Origin of the sequence: Paenibacillus tyrphae (assembly GCF_024158745.1) — a bacterium.
Lineage (GTDB): Bacteria > Bacillota > Bacilli > Paenibacillales > NBRC-103111 > Paenibacillus_G > Paenibacillus_G tyrfis_A.
On record NZ_JAMZAW010000024.1, the window covers coordinates 81746 to 96411 of the forward strand.

Consider the following 14666-nt stretch of genomic DNA (forward strand, 5'->3'; position numbering starts at 1 on the left):
AACACTGATTCACACTGGCGCGGTCTTCGGAGCCGCAAGGATGGAAGAGAGGCAGGGCTTTCATTGTTTTAGTATGCGCAGCATCATGTACAGAAATTGGATTTGCTTTGGGGTAAGGAAGGGTAACCGGTGTTTTTAAACGGCCAAAGAAGGCTCGGTCAGGGACAGATCCGCTGACGGAGCCTTTTTTGTTTGCCGCGCAGCCGTCGATTCCGGAAAAAATTTCCGCCCCTAACACATTTCTAACAGTTTTCCCCTATAGTTAAGCTCAAACGGCATTCCAGAGAAAAGAGGTTGCGGAATTGAATGTGTTCGTGTATGGCGTCGTTTCCTTGAATCACAAAGACAACCCGTTTATTTCCAGGCATTCTCAGCTGCTGAGCGACGAGGCTTGGGTGAGAGGCGTTCTGTACGATACCGGACTCGGTTTTCCCGCGTTAACCTCCGGGGAAGACAAGGTCAGCGGCAAGCTGCTGGCGATGGGAGATATCGCGTTTGAAACCGTTCGGGAATTGGCATCGAACTTTAACCGGTTGAACCCGCCGTACCGCTTCGAGCTGAAGTCTGTTCAAGTGTTTGTAGGAGCGGTAACCTACGAGGCGTTTGCTTATATGTACGCCTCCGGCCATGGCTTGGCGCGGATTGAGAGCGGAATCTGGCTGTAGCCGGGAACGGAGTGCTGAGAAAAAGATCACGATTTATGAAAAACGAAGAAATAGTGAGATTTGTAGAGATTGGAAAAGAACCATATCTGAGAAAGCGCTCTTATGTGCCTGAACTTCCCCTATTTCGCTCCAGAGCCATTCCCACCGTTCTTTACAGTTGCTTCCGACAAGCGTAATATTCAATTCATAAATTTACAGTTTCCAAATTCTTATCGCTTAATTTCCGCCATCGTGCGGAAAGCGGGGGAACCACAAGGGAAGCCTGTGCTGCCGGTGTGAGAGCCGAAAGCCATGCGTCCCCGGGGTGAATCCTCATCGTGCATGTGAAGCATGTACTGAGGTAGGGCGACTCTCACCGCCCGAATCCGTCAGCTAACCTCGTCAGCGTTGGATCGAACAGCCGTTTAGCGGCCGGCCGCGGCCCTATGTTCGAATGGAGAGAGGATGATGAAGCTTGTGATCGTATAGCGACCACAGGGCTCCTGCCTCTGTGGTTTTTTATTGTCTTTTTTGGAAAAACGGAACGTCAGTTCCATTCGCAGACTTATAAAAATGCAGCCATTCCATGCAGTATATCGCTGAATTCCCGGCTCGCCGGGAAGCGGGGGAACCAACGGGACAGGACGGGGCGTTAAACGCGCCGTTCCTATTCCACGGGGTGAATCCTCATCGTGCATGTGAAACATGTACTGGGGTAGGGCGACTCTCACGCCCGAATCCGTCAGCTAACCTCGTAAGCGTATAGAGAGAGGCAACGATTGTCGTGAGCTCATAAGACACGGTTTGTTTTACCGTGCCTTGGAAGCCGCGGGAAGAGTCACCTCTTGCCCAAGGCTTCTTTTTTGTTGCCTTTTCTCCTGGAGTGATAGGAGGAAAACGAGGAAAAATGACCAAATCATCATCCGGCTATATTCTGGTGTCGGCGCCGAATAAGGCGGGAGAAAACTTTATCCGCGAGCTGCAAAGACGGCAGCTTCGACTCGCGGCCGTTGCCAACAGCAAGGCCGAGCATACGAGGCTGACCGAGCTTGGTGTCGGGAACGTGGTGACGATCGATACGTCGGGCTGCGAGTCGTGGACCGTACCGCAGTTTGCGGTCAGTCGGGTGTTTTTGTTCGAGAAAAGCCTGAACTTGTCGTGCCGGTACATTCAGATTTGCCGGACGTGGACGAACGGGCCGATTTATCTGATTACGAGCAATCCGAGCCCCCGGCTCGTATATAAGGGGCTTGGCGCGCATCATGTCATTTATACGAACGGCGACGATGTCGGATTTTTGATAGACGGCCATTTGGAGTAATCGAGCGCAACCGCTCGGAAGGAGGCGTTGGGAAGTGGCGGACTTGTACATGGTATTGCTGCTGGCTGGAACCTACGTGGTGTTCTGGGGCTTTCTGACCTGGTGCAGCCGGGTAACCGAGGAATCGGGAGGGGACGGACGATGATCGTCATCGGAGGATTGACTTTATTCGTATTCATCTATTTGGCGTATGCCTTGATTCATCCGGAGAAGTTTTAACGATCCGGATTCGGCTTGTTCATTAAAGGAGGTTTGGACCCCGTGGGTATTTTGCAAATAGCCATTGTCATAGGGATTCTGGTGCTGCTGGCGAAGCCGCTCGGCACTTATTTATATCATGTCTTTTCTGGCGAGGCCAATCGTACGGACCGCTTGTTCGGATGGGTGGAGCGGCCGATCTTCAAGCTGATCGGGCTGCGCGAACGCAAGGGGATGACATGGAAAACGTACGGACTCAGCTTTATCGCAACCAATATTGTGCTGGTTGCTTTCGGATATTTGCTGTTAAGGGTGCAAAAGCTGCTGCCGCTCAATCCGAACGGCATCGACAATATGGAGCAGACCTTGTCGTTCAATACGGTCATCAGCTTCATGGCGAACACGAACCTGCAGCATTATAGCGGGGAGTCGGGACTTTCTTATTTGTCGCAAATGGCTCTGATCACTATGATGATGTTTACTTCCGCGGCGACGGGACTGTGCGTGGCGATCGCCTTTATCCGCGGCGTTACGACCAAGGGCAAGACGCTGGGCAACTTCTACGAAGATTTCGTCAAAGCGCACACCCGTGTGTTTCTGCCGTTTGCTTTCGTTGTCACGCTGGCGCTGGTAGCTCTGCATGTGCCGCAGACGCTGCAGCCGACGATCACCGTGCAGACGCTTGAAGGGGCGGAGCAGCAAATTGCGATCGGACCGGTTGCGTCGCTGGAATCGATTAAGCACTTGGGAACGAACGGCGGCGGATTTTTCGGTGTCAACTCGGCGCACCCGTTCGAGAATCCGAATCCGCTGACGAACGTGATCGAGATGCTATCGATGTGGTGCTTGTCGGCGGCGCTGCCGTACACCTACGGGTTGTTCGCGAAAAACCGGAAGCAGGGCTGGGTTATTTTCTCCGCAATGCTCATTTTGTTCCTGCTGTTCCTGTCGCTCGTCTATACGTCCGAATTAAACGGTAATCCGGCGTTGAACAAGCTGGGCATGGACGCTTCTCAAGGCAGTATGGAAGGCAAAGAGGTGCGCTTCGGCATCCCCATGTCGGCCTTGTTTACGACCGTGACGACGGCGGCGACGACCGGCTCGGTCAACAACATGCACGATACGCTGACGCCGCTCGGAGGCATTACGCCGCTCGCGCTGATGATGCTGAACTGCGTGTTCGGCGGCAAAGGCGTCGGCCTCGTCAATATGCTCATGTACGCGATTCTGGGCGTGTTCCTCGCAGGGCTGATGGTCGGACGGACTCCGGAATTTCTGGGGCGGAAGATCGAGGCTCGCGAGATGAAATTGATCGCCATTGCGATTTTGGCGCATCCGTTTATTATTTTGGCGCCGACGGCGATTGCGCTTGCGACCGAGCTCGGCCAAGCGGCGATCACGAATCCGTCGTTCCACGGCATCTCGCAGGTGCTGTACGAATATACGTCATCGGCGGCCAATAACGGCTCCGGCTTCGAGGGTCTGGGTGACAATACGGCGTTCTGGAACATTACGACCGGTCTTGTGATGCTGTTCGGGCGCTACATCTCGATGATTGCGCTGCTTGCCGTGGCCGGTTCGCTCAGCCGCAAGCAATGGGTGCCGGAGACGGTCGGTACGTTCCGTACGGACAACGGGTTGTTCGTCGGCATACTCGTCGGAACGGTGCTCATTATCGGGGCGCTGACGTTCCTGCCGGCCATCGTGCTTGGGCCCGTGGCCGAGCATTTGACGCTGCGTTAAACGTGAAGATCGCGAAGGAAGAGGGGAGTTACCCATGAGTTCGAATCGAAAAAGCATGATGTCCGGACCTATCGTCCGGAATGCGATAAAAGAAAGCTTCGTGAAGCTGAATCCGGTCACGATGATGAAAAATCCGGTGATGTTCGTGGTCGAGGTAGGCACGCTCGTCGTGCTGTTAATGACGCTGCTGCCGGGGTATTTCGGAACGGAAGAGAGCGTCGGCTTCAACTTCACCGTATTTGTCATCCTGTTGTTCACGGTGCTGTTCGCGAACTTCGCGGAGGCGCTCGCCGAAGGGCGCGGGAAGGCGCAGGCCGACTCGCTCAAGAAATCGAAGAAGGAAATTACCGCGAACAAAGTGACAGGAGCCGGCGTGAAGCAGGTTCCCTCCACCGAGCTGCGGAAGGGCGATATCGTCATCGTATCCCAAGGCGAAATGATTCCCGGCGACGGCGAAGTGATCGAAGGGCTGGCGTCTGTAGACGAATCGGCGATCACCGGGGAATCCGCTCCGGTTATTAAGGAAGCCGGAGGCGACTTCAGCTCGGTAACCGGGGGGACCCGGGTGGTGAGCGACAAGATCCGGGTGCGCATTACGAGCGACCCCGGCGAATCGTTCATCGACCGGATGATTTCCTTGGTCGAAGGCGCGAAGCGGCAGAAGACGCCGAACGAAATTGCGCTGAACACGCTGCTCACCAGCTTGACGCTCATTTTCCTCATCGTCGTCGTCACGCTCGCCCCGATTGCCCGCTATCTGGAGATTGAGCTGCAAATCCCGGTGCTGATCGCGCTGCTGGTCTGCTTGATTCCGACCACGATCGGCGGTCTGCTGTCGGCGATTGGGATCGCCGGGATGGACCGGGTGACCCAGTTCAACGTATTGGCGATGTCGGGGAAAGCCGTTGAAGCATCCGGCGACATCAACACGATGATTCTCGACAAAACGGGCACGATTACGTTCGGGAACCGGATGGCGAGCGAGTTCGTGCCGGTCGGCTCGGCGGATTCCGATACGGTGGCGGAGTGGGCTGCGATCAGCTCGGTCAAAGACGAGACGCCGGAAGGCCGCTCCGTGCTGGAGCTGATGAAAAAGCAGAACTTTTCGTTCGACCAAGCCCTTGCGGAGGGCGGCGAATTTATCGAGTTCAAGGCCGAGACCCGGATGAGCGGCATCGACCTGACGGATGGCCGCAAGGTGCGTAAAGGCGCCGTGGATGCGGTGAAAAAGTGGGTGCAGGCGCAGGGCGGCATCATTCCGGCCGATCTGGAAGCGAAGGGCAATGCGATCGCCTCCGAAGGCGGCACGCCGCTGGCGGTGGCCGTGGACCGCGAAATATTCGGTTTGATTTATTTGAAGGATACCGTCAAGCCCGGCATGCGGGAGCGGTTCGAGCAGCTGCGCAAGATGGGCATCAAGACGATCATGTGTACGGGCGACAATCCGCTGACGGCCGCTACGATTGCCCGGGAGGCCGGGGTGGACGATTTTATCGCGGAGAGCAAGCCGGAGGACAAAATCGCCGTCATCCGGCGCGAACAGGCCGAAGGCAAGCTGGTTGCGATGACCGGCGACGGGACGAACGACGCGCCGGCGCTGGCGCAAGCCGACGTGGGCCTCGCGATGAACAGCGGGACGGTGGCGGCGAAGGAGGCGGCCAACATGGTCGATCTCGATTCCGATCCGTCCAAAATTATCGAAGTCGTGGCGATCGGCAAGCAGCTTCTGATGACCCGCGGCGCGCTGACGACGTTCAGTATCGCCAATGACGTGGCGAAATATTTTGCCATCATCCCGGCGATGTTCACGCTGGCGATTCCGCAGATGGAAGCCCTGAACATCATGAAGCTCGGCTCGCCGATGTCGGCGATTCTCTCGGCGCTTATTTTCAACGCGATCATTATCCCGCTGCTGATTCCGCTGGCGATGAAAGGCGTAACCTACAAGCCGATGAGCTCAACGCAGCTATTGCGCCGCAATTTGTTCCTGTACGGGCTCGGTGGGGTGCTGGTGCCGTTCGTCGGCATCAAGCTGATTGATCTGGCGGTTCATCTCTGGATTTAATAGGTAAAGACCATCGTTCATTTTTTCACTGTCAAGATTTGTAGAGAAAACAACTTGGAGATATGATATATAGAAAGGGAATGATTCCTTATGGTAAGCCGCGTCAATCATGAAGGGGCCGAAACGGCCTGCTTCTCGCTCAGTATTGCCGTACGCGCTTCGCTCGTGTTTATTGTCGTATGCGGTCTTATTTACCCGCTCGTCTCGACCGGAATCGCGCAGGCGATTTTCCCGGCTCAGGCGAACGGCAGTCTGGTTCAAGACCGCAGCGGCGCTGTAGTCGGCTCCGAACTGATCGGGCAAAAATTCAGCGATCCGAAATATTTTCAGGGACGCGTATCGAGTATTGATTATAAAGCCGATGCCTCGGGCTCGAATAACTATGCGCCGTCGAACCCCGAGCTGGTGAAGCGGACGCAGGAATCGATCGAGGCCTGGAAGACGGCTAATCCGGGCGTGCCGGTCAGCGAAGTTCCGATCGACCTGCTGACCAACTCCGGTTCGGGTCTCGATCCTCATATTTCCCCGAAGGCCGCCCAAGCGCAAGTGCCGCGGATCAGCAAGCTGACGGGGATCAGCGAAGCGGACCTCGGGAAGTTAGTGGAGCGCCAAACGGAAGGGCGGGATCTCGGCGTATTCGGCGAGCCTCGCGTGAACGTGCTGAAGCTGAACTTGGCGCTTACCGAAATGATGACGAAAAAGTAGTGTAAAAGGAGCTGTTGTGTCTTGTCCGGAAAAGCCAAACATACCGCCGCCGTGTCGCTCGGCGTCATGGCCGCGGGATTCGCGGCGACCATACCGTGGGCGGATCATACGTGGGTACGCCTGCTGCAAAGCGGATTCGAAGCGGGACTTGTAGGGGGGCTAGCCGATTGGTTTGCCGTGACCGCCTTGTTCCGCCATCCGCTGGGTATTCCAATCCCGCATACCGCGCTGCTGCCGAATAACCGGAAGCGGGTAACGGAGGCGCTCATTACCACCGTCGAGCAGGAGCTGATCAGCAAAGAAAGCATCCGCAGCAAGCTCGGCGGGCTGAAGATCGTTTCGCGCGGGCTGGAAGCGGCCGACCGGGTTTTGGAATCCGACAAGACGCAGCAGAGCATCGCGGTATTGTGCGAGCGGCTGCTGGACTATATCCCATGGGATCGTATACCCGCGCTGCTGGAGAAGGAAATCCGGCAGCGCATTGACGCGTTGGAGGCCGCACCGGCTCTCCGCAAAGTGCTGGATCAAGTGTACCAGCATCAGGGCGACGAGAAGGCGCTTGATTTTTTGCTGGATTTGGCCGAGCAGCTTGTATTGACGAGAGAAACGCAGCACCGGCTCGGCGCGATGGCTGCGCAGGCGATGCATGGGCTTCAGACGAACGGATTTATGCAGCTCGCGGTTAATGCGTTTCTCGGCTTCTATAATGAAGAAAAGCTTGGGGCGATGATCCAGCAGTTTGTGTGGAACGCCATCCGCGACATGAAGCGGCAGGGGAACAAAAACCGGCTGGCGCTGCTGGCGGAGCTGCGCGTTCGGCTGGAGCGTTGGCTGGCCGATCCGGAGACGGAGGATACGTTAAACGCTTGGAAGATCCGGCTGTTGGATAACTTGGACCTCACCGCCCGGACGGAGCGATGGGTGGAGCAGTTGAAGGAGCGGCTGGTGGAAACGGTGCGCGCGCCGGAGTTTGCCGAGCGCTATGCGATTCCTTTTCTGAAAGAGCTGCTGAATCGGATTCGGGAAGACGAGCAGGGCATGGAGAAGCTGGAGCAGTGGGTCCATGAGCAGCTTGGCCGCTGGGTGGAGGCGAACCATTCCAAAATCGGCGCTTTGATCCGGGAGAATGTGGACCGGTTCGACAATGAGACACTGATTGCATTAATGGAAGATAAAATTGGAAGCGACTTGCAGTGGATTCGGGTCAACGGCGCGCTATGCGGCTTTTTGATCGGATTGGTGCTGGGAACGGTCAAAATGTTCGTCTGACGCCGTGGGAGAAGAGAGGCGAACTCAGGATGGGGACGGAAACGTTCAAGCGAAAAACACCAGAGGAAATTTTACGGTCCATCTCCAAGCTTCATCAAGGGCGGCTGAAAGTGTATATCGGGGCCGTAAGCGGGTCGGGGAAGACGTATCACATGCTCCGGGAAGGACAGCTGCTGAAGGAACAGGGAATCGACGTTGTCATCTGCGCCGTTTCCACGATGCAGCGGCCGGAAACGATGCGGCAGATCGGCGATTTGGAGCGGGTGTCCAGCATCCACTGGCAGAAAGACGGCGTAGATAAGAAGGATTTGAATCTGGAAGCGCTCACCGAGCGCAATCCCGAGGTCGTGCTGGTCGACGGCTTGGCGCACCAGAACCGTGAAGGGGCTCTTTATCCGACGCGGCTCGAGGATATCCGGTACCTGCTCAGCAAGGGCATCAGCGTCATTACGACGGTCAATGTGTACGAGCTGGAGGGCGCAACGGAGCTGGCCCAGAAGCTAACCGGCATCGAGGTGCGGGAAACGGTGCCGTCCGATACGCTGGAGCTGGCCGACGAAGTCGTGTTGATCGATGCGACGCCGGAGATGATTTTGAGCCGCGTCGAGGAAGGCAGTGTGAAGGCGCAGAAGGGCGCGGGCGTATTCAAACGGGGCAATCTCGCAGTGCTCCGGGAGCTGGCGCTGCGGCTCGTGGCGGAAGGCGTCAACGATTCGCTGGAGAAGCACCGCGAAGAGCTCGGGCTGATCGGACCGTCGGGCGCGGCCGAACGCATTCTTGTATCCGCTCAATATCACTGGAACGGCTCGATTTATGTGCGGCGGGGCCAGCAGATCGCGAAGCGGCTGAATGGCGACCTGCTTGTCGTTGCTTTTGTTGATCGGAAGAAGGACTTATCCAAAGAAGAAGCGGCATTCAAACGGTCGATGGTCAAGCTGGCGGAGAAGGTCGGCGGGGTGTTCGAAGAGCTGCCGCTGTGCGGGCGCCGTTCCTTGCCCGGTGTGCTGGTGAACTATGCGCTGGCGCATAGTGTAACGCGCATCGTCCTTGGGCACTCCAAGCAGACGTTATGGCAGGAGCTGTGGCAAGGGTCCATCGTGCACGATATGCTCAAACGGACGCGCAATGTCGATATTTTTATTGTGGCGGACCGGGCAGCGCATGAGGGCGAGCGTATTCTGCCGACCAAGCAGACCAAGCGGCAGAAAGCGTCCGATCTGTACCGCCGGCTCAGCTCGGATGAGGTCGAACGGGAGATCGAGCAGCTTCGCAAAGGCCGGTTCAAGGTGTATATCGGCGCGGCTCCGGGCGTCGGCAAAACGTATACGATGCTGAGGGAAGGCAACGATCTACTGAAAAAGGGGATCGGCGTGCAGATCGGGCTGCTGGAAACGCACGGCCGGAAGGAGACACAGGCGCAGATCGGCGAACTGCAGACGATCCCGCGGCAGGTGATCGATTACCGCGGCACGAAGCTGGAGGAAATGGATACCGACGAGATCATTCGGCGCAAGCCCGAGGTCGTGCTGGTCGACGAGCTGGCGCATACGAACGTGCCGGGCAGCAGGAACAAGAAGCGTTACGAAGATGTGCTGGAGCTGTTATCGGCAGGCATTTCGGTCATCTCGACGGTGAATGTACAGCATCTGGAAAGCTTGAACGACGCGGTGGAGAAGCTCACCGGAGTTCGTGTCCGGGAGACGGTGCCGGACCATATTTTGCGTTTGGCCGACGAGGTTCAACTGATCGACGTCGCGCCGCAGACGCTCCAGCAGCGTATGAGAGAGGGGCGGATTTACGCGCTCGACAAGGTGGATCAAGCGCTCGGTCATTTTTTTCGTACCGTGAATTTGATTGCGCTGCGGGAGCTGGCTCTGCGCGAAATTGCCGACGACGTGGATGAACGGCTGGAATCGTACGAGCGAAAAAGCTCGCTTCGCGGTCCATGGCGCAGACAGGAATCGATCTTTGTCTGCGTGGACGTCACTCCGGAGGCCGAGCGGTTGATCCGGCGCGGCTTTCGCATTGCTCATCGGCTGAAAGCCGTATGGCATGTGGCCTTCGTCCAGCTCGGCAGCGGGGCGCAGAGCAGCGAGCTGTCCGCCCGCTTGGAGCAGCTTCGCAAGCTGACGGAGCGGCTCGGCGGCGTCTTCGAGGTGCACCGGGCGGAACATCGGCGGCGTCTGCCGGAAGTGCTGGCTGCCAAGGCCGATGCTTGTCAGGCGACGCAGCTCGTTATCGGCCAATCCAGCAAGCCTTCCTGGAAGGAAGCGATGCAGGGCTCGGTCGTGAAAAAGCTGCTGCGCCGCTCCCGGCATATCGATGTGCTTGTCGTAGCGGATGCGGAGACCAATCTGGGTTGATCTACGGGAAGGAGACGTTTAACAGGATGAAAATTCAAGAGCTGGCCCGGCGGCTGAACGTCTCGACCCGGGCGATCCGATTTTATGAGGAAAAAGGCCTCCTGTCGCCCGCCAAACATCCGGACAACGGCTACCGCCGCTTTACGGAGGAGGACGCTTGGCGGTTGCAGACGATTCTTGCGCTGCGGGAGGCCGGCATTGCCGTAGACGATATTCGGACCGTGCTGGAGCGGACGGACCGGGCGGAAACGGACGAGGTCCGGCGCTATTTGGAGCTGCAGCGTTCGGCTCTTTACGGGCAGTGGCTGCAGCTTCGGGAGACGCTTGCCCTGTTGGACGGCATGATCGAGCGGACGGAAGACGAGCCGGTATCACTTCGGCACCGTTGGCATGCGCTGGCCGAACGGGCCAAGGCAAGCAAGTCGATTCGCGATTCATGGGCCGATCTCTGGAACTTCGATGCGCTGTCCGAGCAATGGGAGCTTAACGGCAGCGCCGGCTTGGGGCCGCATGTGCCGACGGAGCCCGCTTACTCGCGCATATTGGCCCAGGCCGCAGAGTGGGTTGCTCCGCAGCCCGGCGAGTGGGGACTCGACATCGGAACGGGTACCGGCGGTTTTGCTTCCCGCTTGCTCGTAAGCGGCGTGCGCATGGTCGGTATCGACCAATCGGCCGAAATGCTAAGGCGCTGCCGCATGCAATTGCCGGCTCTGGAGACAAGAATCGGCAATCTGCTGTCCGTTCCGTCGTTTGACGGACAATTCGATTTCGTCGTGACCAGCTTTGCATTCCATCATTTGACGGAAGCGCAGCAGCCGCTCGCACTGGCCGAGATGGCCCGGGTATTGAAAGCGAAGGGGCGCATCGCCATCGTGGATTGGATGGATGCCCCTGATGATCTATATGCGGCAAGCGGAACGGCTCCCGGCGAAGAGCATTATGCCGAATCGCAGCGGTTGATCGCTTGGTTTGAGACCCATGGATTTCGCGCGGAAACCGTGAGCTTGGACCAAGCCTCCGTCAGCTTGGTGCTCGCGGTCCGCGCTCCGTTATGAACCTCCTGTGTGAAAGCCTATCCCCAATCCCTCCAATTGTTCCACATAATAACACACATTCCTCCCGAGCCAGAAGAGTCATACTAGCTTAGAAAGCGGTAGACCTGCGATGGCCGGAGGGATGATGTTCATGAGCCTAAAAAACCGAAAAGCTGTTTCTATTTTTTATTGTTTGGTATGGTTGATTTTGTGCGTTTTGGCCGGATGCAGCCCTGAGAAGGGAGAACTCCATACGAGCGCCGGGCAAAAGCCTATTGCCGGCAAGGCTTCGTACGGTGAAGAGGAGCCGATCCTATCCGGCTTCCAGATGATCGCCGAGTATGCGGCAAAGCCCTATGCTATCGTCGGAACGGACCAGCCATCCCCCGAACAGGGGAGCAGGAAGAAAAAGGCTTACCTCACTTTCGACGACGGACCCTCCCGCCAAACCAAACATATCTTGTGCATTTTAAGGGAAAAAGGCGTTAAGGCAACTTTTTTCGTTACGGGAAAATCGTCTCCGGAGCTTCAATCGTACTACAAGCTCATCGTGAACGAAGGGCATAACTTAGGAAATCATACATATTCGCACAAGTATAGCTACATTTATTCCTCCATCGGGGCATATCGAAAGGATACGGAAAAATTAAACGATTTATTGACTCGAACAGCAGGAGTCAGACCGGATATTTTTCGTTTTCCGGGAGGTTCTGACAATCATTTGAGCCGCAAAGCGGGCGGACGTCACATCATGGCGAAAATTGCCCGGGAAATGACTAATATTGGATACCAATACTTCGATTGGAACGTGAGTTCGACAGATGCCGCCGCAGTTACACTGCCTAAACAGGATATATTGGCATCCGTACGGACGAACAGCCGCGGGAAAAATCAAATCATCGTGCTCATGCACGACGATGACCATAAGACGACCACGGTGGAGGCGCTCCCGGAAGCGATCGATTGGTTGAAAAAGCAAGGCTACCAGTTCGAGACATTATCGAAATCCTCTTTTGTTTTTCAATTTTTGCATCCGCCCGGCTAATTATTTTGGCAAAGCCTTCGCATACTAACATCATCATGAAGGGAGATGAATCTGCGCGATGGCACAACAGCAATCGGGATCTGGAGATTCCAAGGAACAAAAGCGGCAGGCAAACGCCAATCAGGCCGGAGCCGATAGTGATGCAGCCGAAACTCGGAATAAAAAACTGAACGGTCCGAACCGTCCGTCCACCTGAACAGGGCAGAGGAGAGGAACAGCTCATGAACGATAAGGAAAATCGGGATAAAAACGCATCGTACGAGCAGGTCGATACCGGCATTTCGTATAACGCCAAGAACGATCCGGAGCTTGATCCTTTTGAAATTAATTTTCATCAGGAATTTCATCAAAATCGTGGTCCGCGCGAGGCGTTCGTGAACGAATACGGCGTGCTGATCGGAGATCACATATACCAATCGGACCAATCCCCGCTTGAACAATGGAGCGATGAGACCGATCCGGCCATTATGTCCGGGGACCAATGGGTGCATCCGTATAAAGACGTAGGCTTTCAGACGACGGAAAACCGCGAGCTCTTCGAGCAGGGAATCGTACCGCAAGGCTACCCGTTCATGCATTCGGACAAAGATGTGGCCTACAAAGCGTATCCGAGCGGCGAGCCCGACGAGAAGGATGCCGATAAAAAATAACGGCGGAAAGTGTGCTCCGGCTGCAGTTTCAGTGCAAGCCGGAGCGTGCTGTAGAGAGAAGTTGGCAAGAATGCCTTGCTTTCGACTCATGCCGTTGTATAATGGACATAGGAAACTTTATATACCTTTATGTTAGTTCAAAGGAGTGAAAGCTTAACATGTCCATGTCATTTGAAGCATACATGAGAGATATGGTTCAGCCGATGAGAGACGAATTGACGCGCATCGGAGTTACCGAGCTTCGTACGCCGGAAGAAGTATCCGAGGCTCTCGATAATATGAAAGGGACCGCTCTGATCGTGGTCAATTCCGTGTGCGGCTGTGCCGCCGGCCAATGCCGTCCGGGCGTAGCCAAAGCGCTGCAGCACGAAGTGAAGCCGGACCACCTTTACACGGTGTTTGCGGGTCAAGATAAAGAAGCAACGGCCAAGGCGCGCGAATATTTTGCGCCGTATCCGCCGTCCTCGCCATCGATCGCGCTGATGAAAGACGGCCAATTGGTCCATTTCATCCAACGCCATCAAGTCGAAGACCGTTCCGCCGAAATGATCGCCAACGATTTGATCGGCGCGTTCGAAACCTACTGCAAATAAGAGGTTAGTCCTCCTAACGACTCCTGCCGGCGCTTGAAGCGTCAGGCGGGAGTTTTTGTAATTTCCGGATCGTGCTATAATGTAACCAAAATTGACAAGCGGAACGACCGGGCGGTCAGAAATTGAAACCGTAAATGGCTGTCCGGCCTCCGCAAGTCGCGACTATTCGCGTGGAGAGGTGTGGAGACGATGAGTCTGCAGCAGGACATTATTGCAAAGCTTGGCGTCAAGCCGGTGATCGATGTCAATGAGGAGATTCGCAAGCGGGTCGATTTTTTAAAAGAATATGTGCTTAAAGCAGGCGTCGACGGGCTTCTGATCGCCATCAGCGGCGGGATCGACAGCGCCGTGGCGGCGGGGTTGTGCAAGCGGGCTACGGATGAGCTGACAACCGAGAAAGGACGCGAATACAAAACAGTCGGCGTGTTTCAGCCTTACGGGGAGCAGGCGGACATCTCCGACAGCTATGCGACGGCGGAAGCGTTCGATTTGAAATATCGCATCGAGACGAACATCGGGGAAGCGGTCAACGAGATCGCGCTCGAAGCCGAGTACGGACTGAAATCGATCGGCGTACACAAGCACTTGAGCCGCGGCGGCAAAGGGAATGTCAAAGCCAGAACTCGGATGGTCGTGCAATACGCGCTTGCCTTCGAGCTGAATCTGCTCGTGGTCGGCACGGATCACGCGTCGGAGGCGATTACGGGCTTTTTCACCAAGTATGGCGACGGCGCCGTCGATCTCACTCCGATGAGCAGTCTGAACAAGCGTCAGGTGCGGCAGCTTGCCCGCGAGCTGGGCGTACCGGCCAGCGTCCTGGATAAAGCGCCTACCGCCGGCCTTTGGGAAGGGCAGACGGACGAGAACGAGCTCGGCATCACTTACGACGACAACAGCGATTACTTGGAAGGCAAAACGATTTCGCCTGAAGCCCGGGAGAAGCTGGAAAAGCAATATTTGAAGACGGAGCACAAACGGGTGCCGATTCCCGGCATTTAGCCGTTTTTTCACCCATAACGAGAAAAGCATGCTCACC

General features: G+C 56.2%; 14 protein-coding genes and 2 riboswitches. All 14 genes read left to right on the forward strand.

What is annotated here, in order from left to right; translation table 11 throughout:
- The first annotated feature begins 308 nt into the window (after positions 1 to 308).
- The 14 genes from NI000_RS28900 (at position 309) to nadE (ending at position 14629) form a co-directional block, all read left to right on the forward strand.
- On the forward strand, positions 309 to 665 hold the full coding sequence (locus NI000_RS28900) for a gamma-glutamylcyclotransferase family protein (RefSeq protein WP_253414863.1): 357 nt from the start codon (positions 309 to 311) through the stop codon (positions 663 to 665).
- Positions 666 to 868: 203 nt separating this feature from the next.
- Positions 869 to 1067, forward strand: a riboswitch (cyclic di-AMP (ydaO/yuaA leader).
- 164 nt (positions 1068 to 1231) lie between these two features.
- Positions 1232 to 1421, forward strand: a riboswitch (cyclic di-AMP (ydaO/yuaA leader).
- 130 nt (positions 1422 to 1551) lie between these two features.
- Positions 1552 to 1965: a hypothetical protein gene (locus tag NI000_RS28905; protein WP_253414819.1), complete on the forward strand. Its 414-nt coding sequence runs from the start codon at positions 1552 to 1554 to the stop codon at positions 1963 to 1965.
- 141 nt (positions 1966 to 2106) lie between these two features.
- Positions 2107 to 2184, forward strand: coding sequence for a potassium-transporting ATPase subunit F (locus tag NI000_RS37215; RefSeq protein ID WP_100085834.1), 78 nt, complete (start codon positions 2107 to 2109; stop codon positions 2182 to 2184).
- A gap of 42 nt (positions 2185 to 2226) precedes the next feature.
- Positions 2227 to 3906 (forward strand): potassium-transporting ATPase subunit KdpA, encoded by a 1680-nt coding sequence (gene kdpA / locus NI000_RS28910; RefSeq protein ID WP_309247943.1) that lies wholly within the window; start codon positions 2227 to 2229, stop codon positions 3904 to 3906.
- A 34-nt stretch (positions 3907 to 3940) separates the two neighbouring features.
- Entirely contained in the window at positions 3941 to 5971 is a 2031-nt protein-coding gene (kdpB, locus tag NI000_RS28915; RefSeq protein WP_253414820.1) for a potassium-transporting ATPase subunit KdpB, read from the forward strand.
- Between the two features lie 90 nt (positions 5972 to 6061).
- Positions 6062 to 6676 carry a potassium-transporting ATPase subunit KdpC gene (gene kdpC / locus NI000_RS28920; RefSeq protein WP_253414821.1) on the forward strand — a complete coding sequence of 205 codons (615 nt, stop codon included), beginning with the start codon at positions 6062 to 6064 and terminating at the stop codon, positions 6674 to 6676.
- Positions 6677 to 6697: 21 nt separating this feature from the next.
- The gene (locus NI000_RS28925; RefSeq protein ID WP_253414822.1) at positions 6698 to 7945 is read left to right on the forward strand and encodes a DUF445 domain-containing protein; all 1248 of its coding nucleotides are present in this window, start codon (positions 6698 to 6700) and stop codon (positions 7943 to 7945) included.
- A 29-nt stretch (positions 7946 to 7974) separates the two neighbouring features.
- A complete protein-coding gene (locus tag NI000_RS28930) occupies positions 7975 to 10308 on the forward strand; it encodes a universal stress protein (protein WP_253414865.1) in 2334 nt (777 codons plus the stop codon).
- Positions 10309 to 10334: 26 nt separating this feature from the next.
- The gene (locus NI000_RS28935; RefSeq protein ID WP_253414823.1) at positions 10335 to 11363 is read left to right on the forward strand and encodes a MerR family transcriptional regulator; all 1029 of its coding nucleotides are present in this window, start codon (positions 10335 to 10337) and stop codon (positions 11361 to 11363) included.
- A gap of 172 nt (positions 11364 to 11535) precedes the next feature.
- Positions 11536 to 12387, forward strand: a complete 852-nt coding sequence (locus tag NI000_RS28940; RefSeq protein ID WP_253414824.1) for a polysaccharide deacetylase family protein — start codon at positions 11536 to 11538, stop codon at positions 12385 to 12387.
- Between the two features lie 58 nt (positions 12388 to 12445).
- Complete coding sequence (locus tag NI000_RS28945) at positions 12446 to 12583, forward strand: hypothetical protein (RefSeq protein ID WP_193394431.1); 138 nt, start codon at positions 12446 to 12448, stop codon at positions 12581 to 12583.
- 25 nt (positions 12584 to 12608) lie between these two features.
- A complete protein-coding gene (locus NI000_RS28950) occupies positions 12609 to 13037 on the forward strand; it encodes a DUF3905 domain-containing protein (protein ID WP_253414825.1) in 429 nt (142 codons plus the stop codon).
- Positions 13038 to 13195: 158 nt separating this feature from the next.
- On the forward strand, positions 13196 to 13630 hold the full coding sequence (locus NI000_RS28955) for a BrxA/BrxB family bacilliredoxin (RefSeq protein WP_010502131.1): 435 nt from the start codon (positions 13196 to 13198) through the stop codon (positions 13628 to 13630).
- A 189-nt stretch (positions 13631 to 13819) separates the two neighbouring features.
- Positions 13820 to 14629 carry an ammonia-dependent NAD(+) synthetase gene (nadE, locus tag NI000_RS28960; RefSeq protein WP_253414826.1) on the forward strand — a complete coding sequence of 270 codons (810 nt, stop codon included), beginning with the start codon at positions 13820 to 13822 and terminating at the stop codon, positions 14627 to 14629.
- Positions 14630 to 14666 lie beyond the last annotated feature (37 nt).

Bases quoted from the DNA above. Each gene is read 5' to 3' on its own strand.
- NI000_RS28905 (WP_253414819.1), top strand. From the start codon at position 1,552: ATGACCAAATCATCATCCGGCTATATTCTGGTGTCGGCGCCGAATAAG.
- NI000_RS37215 (WP_100085834.1), top strand. From the start codon at position 2,107: ATGATCGTCATCGGAGGATTGACTTTATTCGTATTCATCTATTTGGCG.
- kdpB (WP_253414820.1), top strand. From the start codon at position 3,941: ATGAGTTCGAATCGAAAAAGCATGATGTCCGGACCTATCGTCCGGAAT.
- kdpC (WP_253414821.1), top strand. From the start codon at position 6,062: ATGGTAAGCCGCGTCAATCATGAAGGGGCCGAAACGGCCTGCTTCTCG.
- NI000_RS28930 (WP_253414865.1), top strand. From the start codon at position 7,975: ATGGGGACGGAAACGTTCAAGCGAAAAACACCAGAGGAAATTTTACGG.
- NI000_RS28935 (WP_253414823.1), top strand. From the start codon at position 10,335: ATGAAAATTCAAGAGCTGGCCCGGCGGCTGAACGTCTCGACCCGGGCG.
- NI000_RS28945 (WP_193394431.1), top strand. From the start codon at position 12,446: ATGGCACAACAGCAATCGGGATCTGGAGATTCCAAGGAACAAAAGCGG.
- NI000_RS28950 (WP_253414825.1), top strand. From the start codon at position 12,609: ATGAACGATAAGGAAAATCGGGATAAAAACGCATCGTACGAGCAGGTC.
- NI000_RS28955 (WP_010502131.1), top strand. From the start codon at position 13,196: ATGTCCATGTCATTTGAAGCATACATGAGAGATATGGTTCAGCCGATG.
- nadE (WP_253414826.1), top strand. From the start codon at position 13,820: ATGAGTCTGCAGCAGGACATTATTGCAAAGCTTGGCGTCAAGCCGGTG.